Raw genomic sequence first — 22783 nt, 5'->3', positions numbered from 1 at the left:
AAAAACCCTTGCGCGCGTTTGAAGGGATACGCTATGATTCGGGCCTCTTCGGACGTGATGACAAACGTCAGGCAAGAAACCTCTGAAACAGAGTGACGGGCGCTTAGCTCAGTTGGTAGAGCGGATCCCTTACAAGGATTAGGTCGGGAGTTCGACCCTCTCAGCGCCCACCAAGTTTCAAGTATCTTGCAGGTGAAGCACCGATCAGAGTAAACGGAGCGGTAGTTCAGTTGGTTAGAATACCGGCCTGTCACGCCGGGGGTCGCGGGTTCGAGCCCCGTCCGCTCCGCCAGTATCAAGAAAAAAGGTCCGATTCGTCGGACCTTTTTTCGTTTCATGCCCCGCACTCTATCGATGACGCATCCCTACACCCGGTTCCGTCTCCTCCTCGCCCGCCACGCCGTGGCCGAACTGGCCGCGCGCCTGCGTGGTGCCGCCGAGATCGCCATGTTCGTGCTGGGCCCGCTCATCGTCGGCCTGATCGCGTTCGCCGCCCTGCCAGCGATGCTCGCTGCCGCCGAACCGTTGCCGCTCGCCCTGCCCCTGCTGTGCCTGCACGGCATCGCGATGAGCCTGCCCGTCGTGCTGCTGCGGCCCCGCGTCGTGCCCGCGCACGTGCGCGCGTGGCTGCATCCGCTGCCCGTGCCGCAAGGGATGCTGGTGCGCGCGTCGTCCGCCGTGGCCGCGTTGCTGGCCGCGCCGCTGGCCCTGGCGTATGCGGCGTCGCTGGCCATCTGGCTGTATCAACGTCCCGACTGGCTGCTGCCCGCGCGCGCCATCGCCGGGACCGTGCTGTCGTTCCTGCTCACCTGGGCCTGCGCCACCGCACTGCTCGTGCACGGCGCCGGCCTGCCGCCGCGGGCACGCCGGACGCCGCAGGAAGCTGCCGCCGACACGCATCCGGCCACGCCCCGCGCCGGCGGGTTCTATTTCTGGCACCGGCTGTTCTGGCTGCCGCTGTGGCGCCGTTCGTCCGCCGGCGTCCGCCAGTGCGCCCTCGCGGCCGCGACCGTCGGCGCCGCCGCGCTGTGGATGATGGGGCCGCAATCGCTGCCGCGCGTGGCCGGCGCCATCGTCACGAGCATCGTGCTGGTGATGCTCGCGTACGAGGCCGACCTGGCATTGCGCACCCAGCTCGCGCGCGTGCGCGTGCTCGCGGCTGCCTGGCCGATCGACGCCGCCGCACTGGCCCGGCGCGCCCGCGCCATGACCTTGCTGGCGATGGCGCCGGCGCCGGCAGCGCTGACGGTCATCGGCACAGCGGCCGGCGCCTGGCATGGCACGGCGAGTCACCTGTATCTTGCGCTGGCCTGGGGCGTTGCCCCCGTGTTGACGCTGACGCCACCCTTCACGACACGCGGCCGCATGGCGCTGGTCGCATTCGCCATCGTGCTGCTGTGCGCCTTCGGAAGCAAACTATGGGATTGAATCCATCCGTCGACGTCGAGAACCTCGGCTTCCACTTCGCGACGCGCAGCGTCTTCCTCGGCCTGAACCTGCGGATCGGTCCCGGCCTCACGTGGCTGCGCGGCCGCAACGGGCGCGGCAAGACGACGTTGCTGAAACTGCTGGGCGGTGCGCTGGCGCCGAGCCGTGGCCACATCCGCCTGGACGGCCTCGACAGCGACAAGGATGCCCTCGCCTACCGGCGCCTGAGCTTTTATTGTGGCGGCGAAGCGCCGGCCCTGGATTGGCTGACGGCGCGCGAGTGGCTCGAACTGCACCTCGCGCTGTACCCCGACGCCGACCGCGATGCGCTGGGCCGGCACCTGGACGCCTTCCACATCGCCAACGTCGGCGGCCAGCCCGTCACGGGCCTGTCGCTGGGCCAGTACAAGAAGCTGCAGCTGGCGCTGGCACTCGCGCTGCCGGCGCGCCTGCTGCTCGTCGACGAACCGTTCAACGGCCTCGACACGCAGGCGGTCGGCGTGCTGGAAGACGAGCTCGCGCGCCGCGCGCACGCGGGCACGAGTTGCATCGTGCTGACGAGCCACCTCGACCTGCAGCTCGCCCCGACCACCACCCTCGACCTGGATGCGCAGCCGGGCGTTCCATGACGATGTCAGGCCCGGCGCAGCAGCGGCGCGCCGATCTCGACGCGGTTGCGGCCGCCCGTCTTCGCCGCGTACAGGGCGTGGTCGGCACGCGCGAGGGCGGCCGTCAATTCCTCGTGCGGATCGATCATCACGAGGCCGATGCTGACCGTCATGCGGTAACTGGCAGCGCAGGCCGGCGCTGGCGCCTCGGCGACGGCATTGCGCAGGCGTTCGGCCGCGAACTGCGCGCCCGCCAGCGACGTGCCCGGCATCGCCAGCGCGAATTCCTCGCCGCCGAGCCGGCCGATCACGTCGTTCTCGCGCAGCGTGGCGCGAGCGGTGTCGGCGAACAGGCGCAGCGCGTCGTCGCCGCACGCATGGCCGAAGTTGTCGTTGAGCTGCTTGAAGTGGTCGAGGTCGAGCATCATCAGCGCGATCGGCTTGCGCAGCCGCAGCGCAGACTGGCGCGCGCGCTCGGCCCGTTCGAAGAAGGCGCGGCGGTTCAGCATGTCCGTCAGGCCGTCGATCGTGGCGAGGCGCTGCATGCGCTGGTCGTCCTTCAGCTTGCACAGCAACAGGAAACCGAAGCCGTTGACGATCATGAGCAGATAGCTGGCCAGGTAGGCGAAGCCGTACACCGGGTTCGCATCGAACGTGCCGAGCCCGCCGTTGGCGACGCCCATCCAGGTCCAGATCGCGATGGCGAACAGGGCGTCGTTGACGCCGATGATACGCTGCAGCAGCGGCGCGCCGGCCTGGGGCCGCAGCAGGATCGTGGCGGCGCCGGTCGCGAACAGGGCGACGATCACCGCCACCACCTGCGTCATCTGCGCGCGCGACGCCCGCGCCACGATGGCGGCCGCGACGATGAGCAACGCGGCGACGGTGGCCGGCGCGAGGATGCGGCGCCAGTTGTTGAACCCGAAGAAGACGCAATACGACGCCAGCTCCAGCGCGACGCCGCCCACCCAGCCGAACGCCGCGAGCTCTTCCGCGAGGGGCAGGCCCAGGTGCGGCGCGGCCCAGCAGCAAATCTGCGCCAGGCCCGACGACAGCCGTGCCCACATCCACGTGCGCAAAGCCGGATTCCCCGCCGTACCCCGCATATAACCCGCCATCAGCAGCGCAAACGCCGTGTTGCCGACACCGAGCGCCAGCATGAAGGTCTGCATATCGATCACGCGTATCCTCCCGATCGGAAGTGGCGAAGTGATGCCATATAGTTAATAACTATTGCCTAAAGGAACTATACTACACGTTTTTCAAGGCGGTGCACGGACGATTTGTGCGGTTTCCCACCCGTTATGCACGCTGGCTGACGGCCGTTGTTTTGCCATGCACGGTCTTCACGGATCGTTGCTGCGCAAACACAATTGAATCGTTCATAATGACCAGGCGGCCGCCCGGCTGCATCGTCCTGGAGCTGTCGTGATCTTTGGTTTCCTGAAATCGCCCACGTTGTCGCCCCGCCAGCTCCGGCTGCAGAACACGCCGCTGTTCCGTTCCCTCAAGCCCCTGGAAATCAAGTTCGTCGACGGCCTCATGCACGAACGGCGCTACCTGCCGGACGAGATCGTGTTCGACGAGGGCGAGGAAGGCCAGGCGCTGTACCTCGTGATGAGCGGACGCGTGCAGATCAGCCGTTCCCATAGCCGGGGGCGCCAGATCGTGGGCGAGCTCGGCCCGGGCAGTTTCTTCGGAGATTTGGCACTGCTGGACAATTCGCCGCGCAGCGCCCAGGTCCGCGCCATCGATGCCTGCGAGCTGGCCGTGTTCTTCCGCGACGACTTCCTGGCGCTGATGGAGACGGATGCCGTGATCGGCTACAAGATCTCGCTCGCGCTGGCGCGCCACATCGGCCAGCGCCTGCGCGGCTGGCTCGACGGCCACGCGCAGGTGGAGGCCTTGTGATCCACAACGCCTTCCGCGACGAGCGCAGCGGCCCGTTCGTCTGGACCGGCATCATCGGCGTCACGTGCCTGCTGCTGGTGCTGCTCGAGCACATGCTGTGGCTCGTGCTGCCGTTCATCGTCGGCACCGTCATGTACTACATCCTGCTGGGGCCGATGCAGCGCCTGCTGCGCGCCGGCTTCACGCGCAACGTCTCGGCCACGCTCGTGTGCATCGTCTTCTTCGGCGCCAGCGCCCTGGTGCTGATGGCGGCGATGACGTGGAGCGCGGTCCCCGGCGACGCCGACAGCTGGCACAAGACGGGCGCCCTGTACCTGGACGGCGGCGTCGCCTTCGTGCGCAACACGATGACATTGCTGGAAGCGAAATTCCCGATCCTGGCCGAGATGCACCTGACCTCGGTCGTCAACAAGCGCTTCAAGGCCTACACGGACAACTTCGCCCAGCGCCACCTGACCGGCATCCTGCTGGGCGCGGCGGGCTGGCTGCCGTCGCTGCTGCTGGCCCCGTTCCTCGCGTTCTTCTTCCTGCGCGACGGCCTGCGCTTCAAGAAATTCCTCGCGCGCGCCGTGCCCAACGCCTATTTCGAACGCACCCTGTTCCTGCTGCACCAGGTCGACCAGACGGCACGCCGCTATTTCGAAGGATTGCTGAAGCTGACCGTGCTGGACACCATCGTCCTCGGCTTCGGCCTGTGGGTGATCGGCGTCTCGTCGCCGCTGCTGCTCGGTTTTATCTCCGCGCTGCTCGCGTGGGTGCCGTTCGTCGGTTCGGTCGTGGGCTGCATGATGGTGGTGGTCGTCGCGGCCACGGATGCGCCAACGAATCCGCTGATCGCGTACGGCGCCATCGTCGTCTTCATCCTCGCGCGCCTGCTGGACGACTTCGTCTTCATGCCGCTGACGCTGGGGCGCAGCCTGCACATCCATCCGCTGGTGACGGTGCTGATGATCTTCATCGGCGGCGCCCTGTCCGGCGTGGCGGGGCTGATGCTCGTGCTGCCGCTGCTGGGCGTCGTGATGGTGATCGGGGAGACGATGGGACGGCTGATGACCCACCCGCGCCTGCGCGCAAGGCACCGCTACGCGCGCCGCTTGCGGGAGAAGCAGGCGAGTGCCGACCTGAGCGTCTGAAAATCCGGTCAGAAAAATTCGGGGTCAGAGCACTTTGCCGCGTGAATTCGGGGTCAGAGCACTTTTTCAAGGAATATCCCGGTGGCCACAATACTACCGACTCGGATCAGATCCACGTGCTGGCGCCCGGATCGCGAACGTCTGGGGCAAGATCCTTATCGCACAAAGTGAACGTGCTCTGACCCCGAATTTCGACAAAATCGGGCTCTGACCCCGAATTTGCTCTGCTGACCCCGAATTTGCTCTGGCCCGAATTTGTAGCGATAAAAAAACCGGGGCATGCCCCGGTTTCTCGTTACGCCCCCGCGCCTACTTGCGCCCCGCCCTGGGCTTCGACTTGATGGTCGACAGGATGCCCGCCTTCGCCTTGGTCGGCGGCGCGGTGAACGGTGCCGGCTCGGCGCGGCGTTCGCCACCACGGCCGTTGCGTCGCGGCGCCACCTCGATCACACGGCCCTTCGGCGCGTCGCCGCGCGGTGCGACCGGCGGACGGCGCTCGCCGCCGCGCTGCGGCGCAACCTCCTGCTCGGCGCCGGCCGGCGGCACCAGGTGGCGCTCGCCGTTGCCGATCAGGTCGCCACGGCCCATGCGCTTCAAACCCTCGCGCAGGACCGGCCAGTTTTCCGGATCGTAGTAGCGCAGCAGGGCCTTGTGGAACTTGCGCGTCTTGCCGCTCTTCGCCGTGAGGACTTCTTCCGAATCCTCCGTGACCTTGTGCAGCGGGTTCTTGCCCGAGTGGTACATCGTCGTCGCCATCGCCATCGGCGTCGGCGTGAACGTCTGCACCTGGTCGAGGTGGAAGTTGTTCTTCTTCAGCCACAGCGCGAGGTTGAGCATGTCCTCGTCCGTCGAGCCCGGGTGCGCCGCGATGAAGTACGGGATCAGGTATTGCTTCTTGCCCGCTTCCTTCGAGTACTTGTCGAACAGCGCCTTGAACTCGTCATACGCGCCGATACCCGGCTTCATCATCTTGGAGAGCGTGCCCTCCTCCGTGTGCTCCGGCGCGATCTTCAGCAGGCCGCCCACGTGATGCGTGACGAGTTCCTTCACGTATTCCGGCGACCGCACGGCGAGGTCGTAGCGCAGGCCCGAGCCGATCAGGATCTTCTTGATGCCGGGGATCGCGCGCGCCTTGCGGTACAGCGAGATCAACTTGCTGTGATCGGTGCCCAGGTTGCTGCAGATGGTCGGATACACGCACGACAACCGGCGGCACGTCTCCTCGATCTTCTTGTCCTTGCACGCGAGGCGGTACATGTTCGCCGTCGGGCCGCCCAGGTCCGTGATGGTGCCCGCGAAATTCTTTGTCGTGTCGCGGATCAGCTCGATCTCGCGCAGGATGGACGGCTCCGAGCGGCTCTGGATGATGCGGCCCTCGTGCTCCGTGATCGAACAGAACGTGCAGCCGCCGAAGCAGCCCCGCATGATGTTCACGGAGTAGCGGATCATTTCCCACGCGGGGATGTGCGCCTTGCCGTAGCTCGGGTGCGGCGCGCGCGCGTACGACAGGTCGTAGACGCCGTCCATCTCGTCCATCGCGAGCGGCAGCGGCGGCGGGTTCAGCCAGACGTCGCGGTCGCCGTGCTGCTGCACGAGCGCACGCGCGTTGCCCGGGTTCGACTCCAGGTGGAACACGCGCGACGCGTGCGCGTACATCACCGGGTCTTCGCTGACCGTCTCGAACGACGGCAGCCGGACGACGGTCTTCTGCGCCTTTTCGCGCGCGGCCGCCTGGCGCTGCTCGCGCGTCATGATGACGATGGGTTTGACTTCCGGCTCCGGCGCGGCATTGTCGAGCGCGCACTGCTTCGGGTCTTCCAGCGCCATCGCATACGGATTCGGCTGCTGGTCGATGCGGCCCGGCACGTCCACGCGCGTGGAATTGTGCACGGTCCACTCTTCGTCCGGAAGCCAGCCGTGCGGCACGAGGAATGCCGTGCCGCGCAGGTCGCGGATGGATTTGATGTTCTCGCCCGCCGCGATGCGCCGCGTGACGTCGACGAGCGCGCGCTCGGCGTTGCCGAAGATGACGAGGTCGGCCTTCGATTCGAACAACACGGAGCGGCGCACCTTGTCCGACCAGTAATCGTAGTGCGCGATGCGGCGCAGCGATGCCTCGATCGACCCGGCGATGACGGGCACGCCCGGGAACGCTTCGCGCGCGCGCTGGCAGTACACGGTCACGGCGCGGTCCGGCCGTTTATTCGGCTCGGCGTTCGGCGTGTAGGCGTCGTCGGATCGGATCTTGCGGTCGGCCGTGTAGCGGTTGACCATCGAATCCATATTGCCGGCGGTGATGCCCCAGTACAGATTCGGCTTGCCCAGCGCGCGGAACGGCTCCACGGAGGTCCAGTCCGGCTGGCTGATGATGCCGACGCGATACCCCTGCGCCTCCAGCAGGCGGCCGACGAGGGCCATGCCGAAACTCGGATGGTCGATGTAGGCGTCGCCTGTGATCAGGATGATGTCGCACGAGTCCCACCCGAGCTTGTCCATCTCCGCGCGGGACATGGGCAGGAACGGGGCGGCCGGGGCGCGGCTGGAACGCTTGGCGACGTTCGCGAAAAGATTGGCAGGGGAGTTCATTGGCCGGCATTTTACCGGAAAACGCCTTTTTAGGCTGCAGCCCCCTCCAAAAATGGCTTAATTTTCAATGGCTTGTCGTTAAATCCCCATGCTCGCCAGGATGTTGCCGAGCTCGCGCAATGCCGGTTCCAGGGTCGGATGACGCAGTGCGAAGCGGGCCGTCAGCTCCTGCGCGCGCGACGCAAGGCCGTACGTGTTCGCGTCCGGATCCTGGGCGCGCTTGTTGAGGACGTGCTTGATGTCGCCGTCGAGCTGGCGCAGCAGCATTTCCAGCTCGTCGTCGACTTCGCCGGTGTCCTCGAGGCTGCGGTGCAGCGTCTTGAGGTGCGCTTTCAGGGTATTTTCGTTTTCGGGCAGCATGGCTTTCTCACGTCATGATGTTGTGAGAAAGTTTATACCTGATGGGAGACGATTGGCGCGCGGCGATGTTTACTCACGATAAAACGCCGTTCCCGCCGGCGCGGGAACGGCGCATGGCGCGATTACTCGCCCGTCAGCCCGCGGCGCTCGAGCAGCGGCTCGATCTTCGCATCGCGGCCGCGGAAGTTGCGATACATGTCCATCGCATCCATCGTGCCGCCGCGCGACAGCAGCATCTGGCGGAAACGGTCGCCGTTCTTGCGCAGCAGACCGCCGTTCTCCTTGAACCACTCGACCGTGTCGGCGTCCAGCTTCTCGGCCCACAGATAGCCGTAGTAGCCGGCCGAATAGCCGCCCGAGAACACGTGCGAGAAATAGGTCGTGCGGTAGCGCGGCGGGACGAGCGGGAAGTCGACGCCGCCATCATGCAGCGCCGTCGCCTCGAAGCCCAGGACGTCGGTCGGGATCTGGTCCGTGCCCAGCTGGTGCCATTTCTGGTCGAGGATCGATGCGGCCAGGTACTCGGTCGTGCGGTAGCCCTCGTTGAACTTCGACGACGCCTGGACCTTGTCCAGCAACTCCTTCGGCATCGGCGCGCCCGTCTGGTAGTGCTTGGCGTAATTGGACAGCACCTCCGGCCAGGCGACCCACATCTCGTTGACCTGCGACGGGAACTCGACGTAGTCGCGCGGCACGCGCGTGCCCGAGAAGCGCGGGTACTTCACGTTCGAGAACATGCCGTGCAGCGCGTGGCCGAACTCGTGGAACATCGTGCGTACTTCGTCGTACGTCAGCAACGTCGGCTCGCCCGCGGCCGGCTTCGGGATGTTCAGGTGGTTCGCGATGACGGGTTGCGTGCCCATCAGCTTGTTCTGCGCGACGTACGCATTCATCCACGCGCCGCCCCGCTTGTTCGAGCGCGCGTACGGATCGTGCAGGAAGATCGCGAGCTGCTTGCCGTCAGCGTCGAATACGTCGAACACGCGCACGTCCGGGTTGTACACGGGCAGGTCGTGGCGCTCCTTGAACGTGATGCCGTATTCCTTGTTCGCGGCGAAGAACACGCCGTTCAGCAGCACGTTGTTGTATTCGAAATAGGGGCGCAGCTGATTCTCGTCGAACGCGTAGCGAGCCTGGCGCACCTTGTCGGTGTAATAGTTCCAGTCATACGCGGTCGCCTGGAACTTGCCGCCGTCGGCGTCGATGACCTTCTGGATCTCGGCCGCTTCCTTGTGCGCGTTGCGCACGGCCGGCTTGGCGAACTCGGCCAGCAGCGTGTTGACGGCATCCGTCGTCTTCGCCGTCTGGTCTTCCAGCATGTAGGCGGCGTGGCTCGGATAGCCCAGCAGCTTCGCGCGTTCGGCCCTGGCCTTGACGAGGTCCAGCGCGACCTGGCGATTGTCATAATCGCCGCCGCGGCTGCCGCGCGCGAGCGACAAGTCCAGCAGCTTCTGGCGCGTGGCGCGGTCGGTCAGCTCGGACAGCGGCGCCTGCTGCGTCGTGTTCACGACCGGGACCTTGAACTTGCCGTCGAGCCCGTCTTTCTTTGCCAGCGCGGCGGCGGCGTCGATCGCCTTGTCCGACATGCCGGCCAGTTCCGCACGGGTATCGACGACGAGCGCCGACGCGTTCGCTTCCTTCAGCACGTTCTGGCTGAACGCCGTCTGCAGCGCGGCGATCTTGCCGTTATAGGCCTTCAGCGTTTCCTTGTCGGCCGCGGACAGCTGCGCGCCGGCGCGCACGAAGTCCTTGTGGTAACGCTCGAGCAGGTAGGCCGATTCCGGATCGAGATGCAGCTTGGCGCGCTTGTCGTACAGCGTCTGGATGCGCTTGAAGAGCTTGTCGTTCAGGCGGATCTTGTCGCTGTGGGCGGCGAGCTTCGGCGCGAGGTCCTTGTCGAGCGCATCGAGCGTCGGATTGGTATTGCAGCCGACCAGGTTGAAGAACGCGTTCGACACACGACTCAGCAACTGCCCGGAACGCTCCATCGCGACGATCGTGTTGTCGAAGGTGGGCGCCGCCTTGTTGTTGGCGATCGCCTCGATTTCCAGCGACTGCTGGCGCATGCCTTCCTCGAACGCGGGCGCGAAGTCTTCGTTCTTGATCTTGTCGAAGGCCGGATACTGGAACGGCAGGGTGCTCGGCTTGGCGAACGGATTGGACGCCGACAGCAGCGACGCGGGGGCGGCATGGGCCAGGTTGGCGACGGCTGCGGTAACAGCGACGGCCAGGAAGTGCGAACGGTTCATTCTTTGAGCTCTCCGAGGGTTATCGATCCGCCCATGCTTGTGCCACGAGGGATCCTTTTTGCTGCGCACCAACCACCCCGTTACTGGGCCTCCGCTGGACTGCTGACCGATCGAATCCCGGCACCGGAATGGAAACCGCCGGGACGTACCCGGCGGCGAGTGCCCAAGAAGAATAGCAGGGATATTGCCGCATGTTACATATTTACGGCCGAAAAAAGGGCTTCGCGGGATGCTCAGCCCTGTTCGGATTGACATTGCTGCGCCGTCTCTTCCGCGACCTTGTCCTCGATGCGGCGGTCCGGAATCAGCCACACGACGGCCACGGCCGCGTAGACGATAAACCCGAGCCAGGCGGCGAACCACGACAGCGCCACGCCGACGACGTACAACACGCACGACAGCTTGCCCTTGCGATCGTCACCGAGCGCTTCGGCCAACGTGGCGTTCTTCGGATGCTTCGCGACCAGCGTCCGCGCCAGCAACAGGTAGGCGATGGAGCACATGAACAGCACGAATCCATATGCGGCGGTCGGCCCCGTCTCGAAATGGTTCTCGCCCATCCACGCCGTCACGAACGGGATCAGAGACAGCCAGAACAGCAGGTGCAGGTTGGCCCACAACACGCCGCCGCTGACTTCCTTCACGGCGTGCAGCATGTGGTGGTGGTTGTTCCAATAAATTCCTACGTAAATGAAACTGAGCACGTAGCTCATGAACACGGGCCATAGCGGGATCAGTACCCGGAAATCGGCGCCGTGCGGGACTTTGAGTTCCAGCACCATGATGGTGATGATGATGGCGATGACGCCGTCGCTGAAGGCTTCCAGGCGGTTTTTTCCCATTACGGTTTTCAATTTAGAGTTTAAGGTGTCCACGAGACTGCATAACTTGCAGCGTCAAGATAAAGCGGTATTTTTCGCCTCTCGCACCATTCTTGCAGTTGGGGGAACAACACATCCCATAATTCTAAAGCCCATTGCGGTGCAACCTCCTGCCAACGATCTTTTGTTGGGAGGTAGACAGAGACTACACCCATCGGCATGTCCAACAAAAATGAGCCAACAGCGCAGGAGCAAACGAGTTCCTCTTTCCACTTCGGCTTAAATTCGAATTGCATCATTGTCCCTCCTTCAATAACGCAACCTTTCTCTATCTTAAAAGTTCAATGACTGAGTCATCCCATTGATGACCAGCCACGGACCAGACACCATTTGACGGTGGCGGCGGAAATCCGGTACGGCAGTATCCTCGGCGCGCGCTGAAATCGAAGACTGCGTGCGGATAGCCATTGATGAGAAGAACAGTCTTTTGGCCGTCTTGTGACAACCCTATCTTGACTACGGCGGGCCTGTCGCGATCTGTGACGTCATTGACGTTGTAGATATGGACGGCATCCTGAATGCTGTTTCTTTCAGCCTCCACGTCCCAGGCGTAAAAATAACCGGAGGTGCCATCATCTTCGAACAGGACCGTAAAAGGACTATCCGGGGCAGGCCCCTCGACGACAACCTTCCGTCCAACGAGGATTTCTTCTTCAGCAGTCACGACAATTGACATGGCAGGTTGGCTTACGCCGAATGATGGCTAGGCTGGCGACTTGCTCGATGGCAAGAGATCACTCTAGCATAAGTATTCCGCCCGTCAGTATGTTGGACCGCACCCAACACAATCAGCGCATGTGCGACGAACGAACCAACAAATAGCGCGCCTGAGTGCCCGATCCCTGCCCGCACACGCGTTTCCATCGTTTGGCACGCTTCATGCAATCGCTTTTTATCGTGGCCGGCACCCGCTTGGCTCGATAACGATTGAGGAGATTGACATGAACAAGCTGACGATCAAGGATCTGGCCCTTACGAAGGAACTCGACAAAACCGGGATGACCGAATGTGTAGGCGGAATGGGACGTACGCCCCAGCAGATCCTGGCATGGGAAATGACGGGCAAGCCTGCAACGTGGCAGGGCCTCGTGCTGGACGACGACAACCGGCTGCATGTGCCGACGATTTGACAGCCGCGGCGGCGGCACGTGGAGCGTGACGCCGTTCAAGCGCATTTACGCGCATATGCCGATCCAGATCACGCTTTCCGTCGCGGCAGAGATCACCGAACCGATCATGCGCTCGATCACTCCAGCACGACGAAGGCAAACTGCTGACTGGTCGTGATGCAGCTGTTCTTCGCCGACGATCGACGAAATGGTGGCAGTGGCCTCGGGATCGGCAATACCGATCTGCGAGAGCTGCTGCAAATGCCGAAGCACCACGCGCCCCACGGCCACGGTCGCAAGCGCGATGCGCGCAAAAAAATATGGCCGCACGCAGCGGCCACGACAATGTGTGCAGCGCAGGCGCTCAAGACGCAGCCGGCGCCTGGTCGGTCTTGGACTGCGCCTTCCTGGCGGCCTGCTTGCGCTGCGCCTGCCATCTCTGCAGACGTTTGAACTGGCGGATCAGGCCATCGTTCATGCGGTCGTACGTGCCGTGGATCTTCAGCAGCAGGGCCGTCAGGCTGCGCGCACGGTGCAGCAGGACATGGCCGCGCGCCTTCAACACGTGGGTCGAACGAAATTCCGCGTTTGGCGTGCCGTAGCCGTAGTCGATGTCGTTGAACGAGAAATTGGCCAGCACGTCCTGGACGGCCAGATGAATCGCGCTGGTGCCGACCGACAGGTTGAGATATTTCTGCTGGCAAGAGATCCTGTGCACATGCCAGACGGACGCCGAGCGCGAGCCGAACACGACGGCCACGTCCTCGTCACCGCAACGGATCACATACGACAGCAGCAGGCCGTGGCGCGCCAGCCCCTCCAGGCGGCGCTGCTCGGCGTCGCGGTCGGTGACCTCGGACGGGTCGAAGGCGACCGTCGCGTCTAGCATCGCCGTGACCTGTTCCGGCCGTTCGATGCGCACCATCTGCAACGCACCGGCGGCTTCCGTCAGCAGGCGGACCTGGCGCGACAGGTTGTAGCGCTTCTTGGAACTGAATTTTTGCAGATAGGCGTCGACGCCCTTCGGCAGCGGCTGCGTGTGGCACGGGCGCCAACCATACCGGACATATGCCGACACGCCCGCGATATCCTGCAGCTTGGCGCCCGCGTCTTCGGGATACGCCTGCATGTACAGCACCTGACACTCCGCATAACGTTCCAGCAATTGCTGGATGACGAAATCGGCGAGGCCGTCTTGCGTCTCGTCCAGCAGCGGCACGCTGCCGAGAATCTGGCAGGCGCGGACCTTTTGCTTGAACAGGGACACCGGGCCCAAGCGGAAGGCGAGATCGCATGTGATGGTGCGAACCGGGACAAATCCGACGATCTCGTAATCGACGCGGCGACGCACAATGAAAAGTTCGTGGGTCGCATTCTGCCCCTGATCCATGTCGGTCAGGTAATTAAAAAATTGCGGGGATTGGTACAGCGTCTCCGGCCCCGTCGCCGTGGCCAGCATGCGGTTCCACACGTCGAGGATGTCGGGACGGTCGTGATAGGCCGTCGCGACGTTCATTTCGAATCTGTCCGGGTAACGCCTCGTCCGTGCGTGCGTGCCCAGGGACGCCGGGGCCGACGGTGCGAATTCGCTGATCTCAAGGTTACGCGTGAACATTGTGTCGGCCCTCGGGTGAAGAAGGAAATGCCCGCGACAAAACGTTATGCGGGCCAAAGACACACTGCTGAGCAGCGTGTATTTACGCGATACTAGCGGGAGCTCAGCCGTAACGTACAGTTAAATTTGATTACAGATTAGATAGGTAAAAAGGACGTGACTTTTTGTGAAAATCGACATAGAGAGGTCAAGCAGGCCAAGTTCTCTGCGCTTCATCAAAAACATAGTATTTTTTCCCTGCAATCAATTGAAACTTAGAATAAGTAAACGAATGCAGGCGGGAACGGTCCATCGACGAACGGCCTCGGACGGCGTTCGGATAATCAATTTACTCAAATGTATGCGTTGCAAAAATCAAACAATAAATGCATTTGTGCAATATTGTTTCTTGCGACCGGCATAACCAGGACGGTTATTCACGCCAGATAATTTCCCCGAGAAACCAAATGTTTCTTTAATTGTGAAATCGGCAGCGCATAATGCCAGGATCAATAATGGGGCGGCCGCTCGTTGACCGGCCCTTGGCCGGCATCACGCAAGGTGCGCATGTGTTCGGCCAGTTTGGCCACCATGGCTTCGAGCTGGTCGATGCGGCGGCCTTGCTCGTAGATTGTGCGGTTGAGGGTGTCGACGAGGTTTTCCTGGTCGGCCAGCTTGATTTCGATGTCGATAAGACGGTTCTCGTCGCTCATACGGGCTTTCGGTAAAGTGAAGGTGACGTCAGACTTTCGGCGTGGCCAGCAGCGCTTTCAGGTTGGCGAGGCGCTCCTTGGGCGTGAGCACTTCGTTTTCCTTAGGCGGCGCATCGCCGACGTCGAGTGCCATTTCCTTGATGAAGCGCGACGGGTCGCAATGGACGAGCTCGCCCGCCCGCTTGCGCTTCTTGCACCACGTGACGTGCAGGCTGCGCTGGGCGCGCGTGATGCCCACATACATGAGGCGGCGCTCTTCCTGGATGCGCGCGGCGATCTTCTCGACGGGGTCGTCAGGGTCGCCCTTGTGCGGCAGGATGCCTTCCTCGCAGCCGACGAGGTACACGTGCGGATATTCCAGGCCCTTCGACGCGTGCAAGGTCGACATGCGCACGGCGTCCGGTTCCTCGTCCTGTCCATCGAGCATCGACATCAGCGCGACCATCTGCGTCAGCTCAAGCAGGTTTTTTTCTTCGCCGTCACGGTCGCGCCCGCCGCGGCCCCGTTCCTTCAGCCAGTTGAGGAACTCGAGCACGTTCTGCCACTTGCCCTGCGCCGCCTTGTCGTCGAAGTTCTCGTACAGGTAGTGCTCGTAATTCATCTCCTTCATCATGTCGTCGATAAGCTCGGCGGCATTGTCGCCGCTGCCGGACGGGCCGGGCCGCGTGGCGCGCGATTCCAGCTCATTGATCCAATGACAGAACTCGCGCAACGGGTACAGCTGGCGCTCCTGCAGCAGCGCTTCGATCCCGCCCTTCTGCGCGGCCTCGAACAGCGAGCAGTTCCACTGCCCGGAAAACTCGCCCAGCTTCTCGAGCGTGGTCATGCCGACGCCGCGTTTGGGCGTCGTGATGGCGCGGATGAAGGCCGGATCGTCGTCCTGGTTCGCGATCAGACGCAGATAGGCGATGATGTCCTTGATCTCGGCCTTGTCGAAAAAGCTCTGGCCGCCCGAGATCGTGTACGGGATGCGTTCCTTGCGCAGCGCCTGCTCGATGACGCGCGCCTGGTGGTTACCGCGGTAGAGGATCGCGAAATCCGACCATTTGTTCTTGCGCTGGAAATGGTCGGCCGAGATCATGATCGCGACCTGGTCGGCTTCCGTCTCGTCGTTCGGCATGCCCAGCACCTTGATGGGCTCGCCCAGGCCGTGCTCGGACCACAGCGATTTCTCGAACAGTTTCGGGTTGTTGCCGATGACGGCGTTGGCCGCCTGCAGGATACGCGTCGTGGAGCGGTAGTTCTGCTCCAGCTTGATCACCCGCAGGTCGGGGAAGTCGGTCTGCAGGGTGCGCAGATTTTCCACGGACGCGCCGCGCCATGCATAGATCGCCTGGTCGTCGTCGCCGACGGCCGTGAACATCGGCTTCTTGCCGAGGCCCGTCACCAGCAGCTTCACCAGTTCGTATTGACAGGTGTTGGTATCCTGGTATTCGTCCATCAGCAGGTAACGCAGGCGGCGCTGCCAGCGGTCGCGGATCGGCTCGTTGTTGCGGAACAGTTCCACCGGCAGGCGGATCAAGTCGTCGAAGTCGACGGCCTGGTAGGCCTGCAAGGTGGCGACATAGCTGCGATAGATGCGGCCGGCCTGGGCTTCGTCCTCGTCGCGCGCGTCGCGGATCGCGTCTTCCGGGTCGACGAGGCCGTTCTTCCACAGCGAAATCGCGTTCTGGATGCGGCGGATCTCCTGTTTATCCGTCGTGACGGCCAGGTCGGAGACGACCGTGTAGCAGTCGTCGCTGTCCATGATGGAGAACTTGTCCTTCAAACCGACGCCGGCCGCTTCCTGGCGCAGGATCTTGACGCCCAGCGAGTGGAACGTCGACACGGTCAACTGCTTCGCCTGCTTGGGCTGTTTCAGCAGCTTGGCGATGCGTTCCTGCATCTCGAGCGCGGCCTTGTTCGTAAACGTGAGCGCGGCGATCGTGCGCGGGTCGTAGCCGCGGTGCTCGATCATGTAGGCGATCTTCTGCGTAATGACGCGCGTCTTGCCCGAGCCGGCGCCGGCCAGCACCAGGCAGGGGCCGTCGAGATAGAGCACGGCTTCGCTTTGCGGACCGTTCAGGCCGAAGTTCGGGGTGTTGGACATTGGAAATATTGGAGAGGACAGCCCAGCATTGTAACGAAGCTGGCAGCACGTGCGTACCGGAGCGCTTGCGTAAAACGCATATCGTCACCACATGTGGCTTTTACATCAGTCCCAGTCCGCATGCGCTAACATGGTCGGCACGGCGACGACGCCAACGAGGGATACCACATGAAATTTGAACACCTGATTGAGATTAACGATCCGCTGAACCCGCTGATGGACACCATCACCCGCGAACAGCTGTGGCGCGGCCTCGTGCTGCGCGCCGAGGACCCGAAGCTGTTCGTGCCGCACCTGGACGAGTGCACGATCAGCGAGCGCGAGAGCGGCAGCTTCTCGCGCCGCCTGCGTTATGGCGACCTCGTCATCGACGACAAGGTCATCCTGCATCCGCTGCACGAGGTACGCTTCGAAGTGCCGGCGCAGGGCGACATCGCCCGGTCGCTGCTGACCATGACCATCGAGACGCCGACGGAAAACGCGCTCGTCGTACGTTTCTGCTACGACGACGGCAATGTGTCGGCCACCGACGACATCGGCAAGATGTACGAGGATTTCAAGAAGTCCGCGTACCAGGAGTCCGACATCGACACCGTCAAGGTGGTGCGGCAGCTGGCGGCGGAGGGGAAGTTGGATGCCTCGCGGCTGAATTAAGGTTTGTTTGGTGGGCACGGGATGCCCACCAATCACGTGCACACCAATCACGTCCCCGGCTCGACCTCATCCGGATCGATGTCGCTCTCTCCCTTCGCGAGATTGGCCGCCAGGTCGCGCAAGGCCGTGCGCACGCCCTCCTCGACCACGGGGTGGTAGAACGGCATCTCCAGCATCTGGTCGACCGTCAGCCGCGATTGCGCGGCCCAGCTCAGCAAGTGGCCGATGTGCTCGCCGCGCGGGGCGATCATCTCGGCCCCCAGGAACCGGCCCGTGCGGTACTCGCCGTAAACGCGCAACAGGCCCTTGTTCTGCAACATCACGCGGCTGCGGCCCTGGTTCTCGAACGACACCTGTCCCACCGCGAACTTCGACTTGCCCGGCGCGCACAGCGCCTTGTAGCTGGCGCCCAGTGTGACGATGTTCGGCTCCGTGAACGCGGCCGTCAGCGGCGCGCGGCGCAGGCCGGGGCGGATGTCGGGGAAGCGGCCGGCGTTGTCGCCCGCGATCTTGCCGTGATCGGCCGCTTCCGGCAGCACGGGGCGCTCGTGGTTGGCGTCGCCGGCGATGAAGATATGGCTGTTCCCGCACTGCATGGTGCGTGGATCGAACAGTGGCACACCGTTGCCGTCCAGCGCGATGCCCGCGTTCTCGAGGTCCAGGTCGTGCACGTTCGGCGTGCGGCCCGCGGCCTGCAGCACGTATTGAAAACGTTCCGTGATCGCCTCGTCGTGGCGGCCCGTCGTCAGCACGACCTCAATGCCGTCCTGCTCGGCGCGCAGGATGCGCGACTGGAAGTGGATGTCGAGTTCCTCGCACAGCACGCGCGTCGCCGTCTTCAGCACGACGGGGTCCGTCAGCTGGGCCACGCTGCCCCCGCGCGCGTACAGGCGCGTGCGCACGCCCAGGCGGGCCAGCGCCTGGCCGATCTCCAGGCCGATGACACCCGTGCCGATCACGGCCACGGAACGCGGCAGGTCGTCCCAATAAAACACGTCGTCGCTCGTGATCACGCCAGGGCCCACGTTCGCCAACGTGGGGAGCAAGGTCGGGCTGGAGCCCGTCGCGATGACGATGCGGCGCGCATCGATTTCCGTGTGGTCGTCCACCCGCAGCGTGTGCGGATCGACGAAGCGGGCGTGGCCGCGCACCTTGTCGTCGGCCGGCATCGCGTCGACGCCTTCGACGACGAAGCCCACGAAACGGTCGCGCTCGCGCCGCACGCGCGCCATCACGGCTGGGCCGTCGATGCGGACCGTGCCGGGCTCAGTGCTTGGATATACGCCGAACTCGGGAGCGAGAGTCATCATGTGGGCGGCCTCGGCGGCGGCGATCAGGAGCTTGCTGGGCATGCAGCCCACGCGCGCGCACGTGGTGCCGTAGACGCCGCGCTCGATCAGCACCGTGCGCGCGCCCTGCGCCCTGGCCGCGCGGTAGGCGACCAGCCCGGCCGTACCGGCGCCGATCACGGCGACATCGACCTTCAGTTTCTTCATCCTCACCTCCGCGACGTTCACGAGCGTGACGATACGCTTTTTTCAAGAACTCGGCTTGGACGGGGGAATTTGGCGATATGGGTGGGCTGGTGGGCACGGGGTGCCCACCCTACGATATGTTCGCGGCCGTGGGTGGGCCCCCATGCCCACGCGGACGTTTGCGATTCAGGGTCAGTGCATCCGGTTCTGATATGTTCGAGGCCGTAGGGTGGGCACCCCGTGCCCACGCGGACGTTTGCAATTCGGGCCCGTGTATCCGGCTCGGAACGGATCAAATATCGAGCGGATCCACCTCGAGCGACCACCGCACCCGCGACTTCATGGCACGCAGCGCATCCACCCACTCGTTGAGGAACGCCTGCAGCGCCGGCCGCGAATTCGATTCGACGAGCAGCTGCGCGCGGTCGACGTTGTGCACGCGGGTCATCGTCATCGGGATCGGCTCGTTGATGACGACCGTGTCCGACGGCAGCGCATCGCGCGCGGCCTCGAGGAATTCGATCGCCGTCGCCAGCTCGGGTGCCTCGGCGCGCAGCAGCGCCTGGTACATGTAGGGCGGCAGCGCGGCCTGGTGGCGCTCTTCCAGCAGGCTGCCGGCGAAGCGGTCGTAGTCGTGCCGCATCACGGCGCCGTACAGCGGATGCTGGCAATAGCGCGACTGGATCAGCACCTCCGACTCCAGCCCTGCGCGGCCGGCACGCCCCGCCACCTGCATCAGCTGCGCGAACAGGCGCTCGCTGGCGCGGTAGTCCTGCGAGAACAGCGCGGTATCCGGGTTCAGCACGCCGACGAGCGTCAACCTTTTGAAGTCGTGGCCCTTCGCGACCATCTGCGTGCCGATCAGGATGTCGACGTCGCCCCGATGCACGGTGTCGAACGCTTCCTGGGCACTGCCTTTCCTGCGCGTGGAATCGGCATCGATGCGCAGGATGCGCGCCTGCGGGAACAGCGCCTGCAACCCTTCTTCGACGCGCTGCGTGCCGCGCCCCAGCGGCTGCAGATCGACGTTGCCGCAGGTCGGACACGCATGCGGAATGCGCAGCTCGAGCGAGCAGTGATGGCAGCGCAGCCGCCGCTCCGGCCGGTGCAGGACCATGAACGCCGTGCAGCGCGTGCAGTTGCTGATCCAGCCGCACGCTTCGCAGCACAGCACGGGCGCGTAGCCGCGCCGGTTCAGGAACAGCAGCGATTGCTCGCCCCGTTCCATGCGCAGCCGCAGCGCCTGCATCAACGTGGACGTGAGGCCTTCCTTCGGCTTGTCGCGCTCCATGTCGATGAGTTTTACGCGCGGCAGCACGGCGTCGCGCACGGCGCGCTCGCGCAGTTCGAGCCTGCGGTAGCGGCCCGTCTGCGCGTGGTGCCAGCTTTCCAGCGACGGTGTCGCGGAGCCGAGCACGATGGGAATGCCGAGCTGGCGCGCGCGCCACACGGCCAGGTCGCGCGCCGAATAACGCAGGCCTTCCTGCTGCTTGTACGACGGGTCGTGCTCCTCGTCGATGACGATCATTTTCAGGTTCGGCAGCGACGACAAAATCGCCAGCCGCGTGCCCAGCACGATGCGCGCGCGGCCCGTGTGCGCGGCCAGCCAGTGCAGCATGCGCTCGCCTTCCGACAGGCTGCTGTGCAGGGTGGCCAGCATCACGCCGGGGAAGCGCGCGCGGATGTTCGCTTCCAGCTGCGGCGTCAGGTTGATCTCGGGGACGAGGATCAGGATCTGTGCGTCGGCATCGCGTTGCAGGACTTGCGCGCAGGCCTGCAGATACACCTCGGTCTTGCCGCTGCCCGTCACGCCGTACAGCAGCAGCGGGGTGAACCCTGTCGCGCCGCCGATGGCGTCCGTCGCCTGCTGCTGGGCCGCGTTCAGTACGGGCATGTCGGCCGGGGTCGCATCGTGCACGTCCGGCAGCTTGGCCAGTTTCTTCAGCGCGCGGTCCAGCGCGACGGTCGTCGACAGCCGCAGATTCTTCGGCAGGCCCGGCATCGCCACCTCGCCCAGCGGACGGTGGTAGTAGGCGGCGGCGAAGCGCGCCAGCGCGATCCAGCGCTCCGGCAGGGGCGTCAGTTGCGTGCGCACGGCGAGGGCATCCTTCAGCTTGTCGGCCGGGACGTCCGTCTCGTGCTTGACGGCGACGATCAGCCCGACCGCCTCGCGCCGCCCGAAGTTGACGAGCGCCAACTGCCCGACCTGCGGCTCACTGCCGGGCTCGCATTCCCAGCGGTAATCGAACAGGCTGTCGAGCGGCGTGTCGAGCGCGATTTGCAGGATGCAGTGGGACAATCCGTGACCTTGTCGAGAAACTGTGGAGAACTGTGGAAAACTTTGTGGAAAATGGAAAAGTTGACCGTGAAGAAGGTTTACGCTAGATCAAAACGCTAGGAAATTCTCTATGCTCATCAAGAAAATAACCTTATAAATTCAACGACTTATATTTTCCGACCTTAGACGCATGAAATATCCCATCGCTTGCGCACTTCTGTGCATAACTGCGCATTTCCAGTGCAAAACTTGAACGCAGTGCAGCATAATCTTGATACAACACTTGAAGAAAATACGTAAACCCCGGTAAACCAAGCACTTTTCCGGATTATTCACAGAACCTGTGCATAACTTTGTGAACAATAGGCTGAAAGCCTCGGTGGATAAGTGGTCACTCCCCTCGAGGCCCCTCTGCGCCCCCAGCGAACCCGACAATAAACCCCATCAAATCAAACACTTATCATATCCTGCGAGATACTGTACATTTCCACAGTCCACGCGGCCCGCGTACGATTTTTTGTGAATAAGTGTGATTGCCTGCGCGATGCGGTGCAAAAAACGCACCGCCCGTGGAGTCAGGCGCCGCGCTGGCGGCGGCTGAAGTCGTGCACCGCATCGACCATCGCCGTCACCGACTCCGGCGGCGTGAATTGCGAGATGCCGTGCCCCAGGTTGAACACGTGGCCATGGCCGGCCGACGGGGTGCCGTAGCTGGCGAGTGCCTTTTCCACCTCGGCGCGGATCTGGTCCGGGCCGGCGAACAGGATCGCGGGGTCGAGGTTGCCCTGCAGGGCGACGCGGTCGCCGACCTGCGCCCGGGCGCGGCCCAGGTTAACGGTCCAGTCGAGGCCCAGCGCGTCGGCGCCGACGTCGGCCATCTCGTCCAGCCACAACCCGCCGCCCTTCGTGAACATGATGGACGGGATGCGTACGCCGTCCTTCTCGCGCTGCAGCTTCGCCACCACCTTGCGCATATAGTCCAGCGAGAACGCCTGGTAGGCGCCATCCGCGAGCGCGCCGCCCCAGGAGTCGAAGATCATGACGGCCTGGGCACCCGCGTCGATCTGGGCGTTCAGGTATTGCGCGACGGCTTCCGCGTTGATGTCCAGGATGCGGTGCATCAGATCGGGGCGCGAATACAGCATCTTCTTGATCGTGTGGAATTCGCGCGAGCCGCCTCCTTCGACCATATAGCACGCCAGGGTCCAGGGGCTGCCGGAAAAGCCGATCAGCGGCACGCGGCCGTTCAGCGCCGTGCGGATCGACGTCACGGCATCGAACACGTACTGCAACGACGCCATGTCGGGCACGCGCAGCGCGGCCACCTCGGCTTCCGTGCGCACCGTACGCTCGAACTTCGGGCCCTCGCCGTCCTCGAAATACAGGCCGAGGCCCATCGCGTCCGGCACGGTCAGGATGTCCGAGAACAGGATCGAAGCGTCCAAAGGATAGCGGTCGATCGGCTGCAAGGTGACTTCCGTGGCGAAGTCCGGATTCTTGGCGAGCCCCATGAACGAACCCGCCTTTGCGCGCGTGGCGCGGTACTCCGGCAGATAGCGCCCCGCCTGGCGCATCAGCCACACCGGCGTGTAGTCCGTCGGCTGGCGCAGCAGCGCACGCAAGAAGGTATCGTTCTGCAGCGGGGCAAATTGTGGCATGGCTGGCAATCCGTTCAAGAATTGGAGGGCAAACTTCTATTATCGCATTCCCGGCAC

At 63.9% G+C, this 22783-nt stretch carries 20 protein-coding genes and 2 tRNA genes; 8 read left to right on the top strand and 14 right to left on the bottom strand.

Features of this window, described 5'->3' with window-relative positions:
- Positions 1-97 precede the first annotated feature (97 nt).
- From HAV22_RS22365 to HAV22_RS22350, 4 genes are all read left to right on the top strand, one after another.
- Positions 98-173: transfer RNA gene (locus HAV22_RS22365), tRNA-Val, on the top strand.
- A 42-nt stretch (positions 174-215) separates the two neighbouring features.
- Positions 216-292 (top strand) — tRNA-Asp (locus tag HAV22_RS22360).
- A gap of 62 nt (positions 293-354) precedes the next feature.
- On the top strand, positions 355-1428 hold the full coding sequence (locus HAV22_RS22355) for a hypothetical protein (protein WP_166861976.1): 1074 nt from the start codon (positions 355-357) through the stop codon (positions 1426-1428).
- A complete protein-coding gene (locus HAV22_RS22350; protein WP_166861975.1) occupies positions 1419-2057 on the top strand; it encodes an ABC transporter ATP-binding protein in 639 nt (212 codons plus the stop codon). Before HAV22_RS22355 ends, HAV22_RS22350 begins: the two co-directional genes overlap by 10 nt.
- Before the next feature lie 5 nt (positions 2058-2062).
- Here the strand turns inward: HAV22_RS22350 and HAV22_RS22345 are convergent, their stop codons facing one another.
- Entirely contained in the window at positions 2063-3208 is a 1146-nt protein-coding gene (locus HAV22_RS22345) for a GGDEF domain-containing protein (RefSeq protein ID WP_208296330.1), read from the bottom strand.
- Between the two features lie 256 nt (positions 3209-3464).
- On the opposite strand from HAV22_RS22345, the gene HAV22_RS22340 reads away from it, so the two are divergent.
- Together HAV22_RS22340 and HAV22_RS22335 are read left to right on the top strand one after the other, a co-directional pair.
- Positions 3465-3947, top strand: a complete 483-nt coding sequence (locus HAV22_RS22340; RefSeq protein WP_166861973.1) for a cyclic nucleotide-binding domain-containing protein — start codon at positions 3465-3467, stop codon at positions 3945-3947.
- A complete protein-coding gene (locus HAV22_RS22335; protein WP_371869708.1) occupies positions 3944-5080 on the top strand; it encodes an AI-2E family transporter in 1137 nt (378 codons plus the stop codon). The genes HAV22_RS22340 and HAV22_RS22335 overlap by 4 nt, the downstream gene beginning before the upstream one ends.
- A 309-nt stretch (positions 5081-5389) precedes the next feature.
- On the opposite strand, the gene HAV22_RS22330 is transcribed toward HAV22_RS22335, so the two are convergent.
- The 6 genes from HAV22_RS22330 to HAV22_RS22305 form a co-directional block, all read right to left on the bottom strand.
- On the bottom strand, positions 5390-7666 hold the full coding sequence (locus HAV22_RS22330; protein ID WP_166861972.1) for a YgiQ family radical SAM protein: 2277 nt from the start codon (positions 7664-7666) through the stop codon (positions 5390-5392).
- A gap of 78 nt (positions 7667-7744) precedes the next feature.
- Positions 7745-8026 (bottom strand): DUF4404 family protein, encoded by a 282-nt coding sequence (locus HAV22_RS22325; RefSeq protein ID WP_166861971.1) that lies wholly within the window; start codon positions 8024-8026, stop codon positions 7745-7747.
- A 122-nt stretch (positions 8027-8148) separates the two neighbouring features.
- The gene (locus HAV22_RS22320; protein ID WP_166861970.1) at positions 8149-10275 is read right to left on the bottom strand and encodes a M3 family metallopeptidase; all 2127 of its coding nucleotides are present in this window, start codon (positions 10273-10275) and stop codon (positions 8149-8151) included.
- 233 nt (positions 10276-10508) lie between these two features.
- The gene (locus tag HAV22_RS22315; RefSeq protein ID WP_166861969.1) at positions 10509-11117 is read right to left on the bottom strand and encodes a TMEM175 family protein; all 609 of its coding nucleotides are present in this window, start codon (positions 11115-11117) and stop codon (positions 10509-10511) included.
- A 20-nt stretch (positions 11118-11137) separates the two neighbouring features.
- Positions 11138-11395, bottom strand: a complete 258-nt coding sequence (locus HAV22_RS22310; RefSeq protein WP_166861968.1) for a hypothetical protein — start codon at positions 11393-11395, stop codon at positions 11138-11140.
- A 29-nt stretch (positions 11396-11424) separates the two neighbouring features.
- Entirely contained in the window at positions 11425-11832 is a 408-nt protein-coding gene (locus HAV22_RS22305) for a DUF2251 domain-containing protein (protein WP_166861967.1), read from the bottom strand.
- Positions 11833-12097: 265 nt separating this feature from the next.
- Here HAV22_RS22305 and HAV22_RS22300 point away from each other — a divergent pair, with 265 nt between their 5' ends.
- A complete protein-coding gene (locus HAV22_RS22300) occupies positions 12098-12286 on the top strand; it encodes a polymerase PA (protein WP_166861966.1) in 189 nt (62 codons plus the stop codon).
- Positions 12287-12331: 45 nt separating this feature from the next.
- Here the strand turns inward: HAV22_RS22300 and HAV22_RS22295 are convergent, their stop codons facing one another.
- From HAV22_RS22295 to HAV22_RS22280, 4 genes are all read right to left on the bottom strand, one after another.
- Entirely contained in the window at positions 12332-12595 is a 264-nt protein-coding gene (locus HAV22_RS22295) for a ferritin family protein (protein WP_166861965.1), read from the bottom strand.
- A 34-nt stretch (positions 12596-12629) separates the two neighbouring features.
- The gene (locus HAV22_RS22290) at positions 12630-13724 is read right to left on the bottom strand and encodes a GNAT family N-acetyltransferase (protein WP_166861964.1); all 1095 of its coding nucleotides are present in this window, start codon (positions 13722-13724) and stop codon (positions 12630-12632) included.
- A 644-nt stretch (positions 13725-14368) separates the two neighbouring features.
- On the bottom strand, positions 14369-14572 hold the full coding sequence (locus tag HAV22_RS22285) for a SlyX family protein (RefSeq protein ID WP_166861963.1): 204 nt from the start codon (positions 14570-14572) through the stop codon (positions 14369-14371).
- A 28-nt stretch (positions 14573-14600) separates the two neighbouring features.
- Positions 14601-16661, bottom strand: coding sequence for a UvrD-helicase domain-containing protein (locus HAV22_RS22280; RefSeq protein WP_166861962.1), 2061 nt, complete (start codon positions 16659-16661; stop codon positions 14601-14603).
- Between the two features lie 168 nt (positions 16662-16829).
- Between HAV22_RS22280 and HAV22_RS22275 the strand changes: the two genes are divergently transcribed.
- On the top strand, positions 16830-17315 hold the full coding sequence (locus HAV22_RS22275) for an SRPBCC family protein (RefSeq protein ID WP_166861961.1): 486 nt from the start codon (positions 16830-16832) through the stop codon (positions 17313-17315).
- 47 nt (positions 17316-17362) lie between these two features.
- Here the strand turns inward: HAV22_RS22275 and HAV22_RS22270 are convergent, their stop codons facing one another.
- From HAV22_RS22270 to hemE, 3 genes are all read right to left on the bottom strand, one after another.
- Complete coding sequence (locus tag HAV22_RS22270) at positions 17363-18811, bottom strand: dihydrolipoyl dehydrogenase (RefSeq protein WP_166861960.1); 1449 nt, start codon at positions 18809-18811, stop codon at positions 17363-17365.
- A gap of 271 nt (positions 18812-19082) precedes the next feature.
- On the bottom strand, positions 19083-21089 hold the full coding sequence (locus tag HAV22_RS22265; RefSeq protein ID WP_166861959.1) for a primosomal protein N': 2007 nt from the start codon (positions 21087-21089) through the stop codon (positions 19083-19085).
- A gap of 554 nt (positions 21090-21643) precedes the next feature.
- The gene (hemE, locus tag HAV22_RS22260) at positions 21644-22726 is read right to left on the bottom strand and encodes a uroporphyrinogen decarboxylase (RefSeq protein ID WP_166861958.1); all 1083 of its coding nucleotides are present in this window, start codon (positions 22724-22726) and stop codon (positions 21644-21646) included.
- Positions 22727-22783: the final 57 nt, after the last annotated feature.

Origin of the sequence: Telluria antibiotica (assembly GCF_011682055.1) — a bacterium.
GTDB lineage: Bacteria > Pseudomonadota > Gammaproteobacteria > Burkholderiales > Burkholderiaceae_D > Telluria > Telluria antibiotica.
This window is presented reverse-complemented; position numbering and strand designations above follow the sequence as displayed.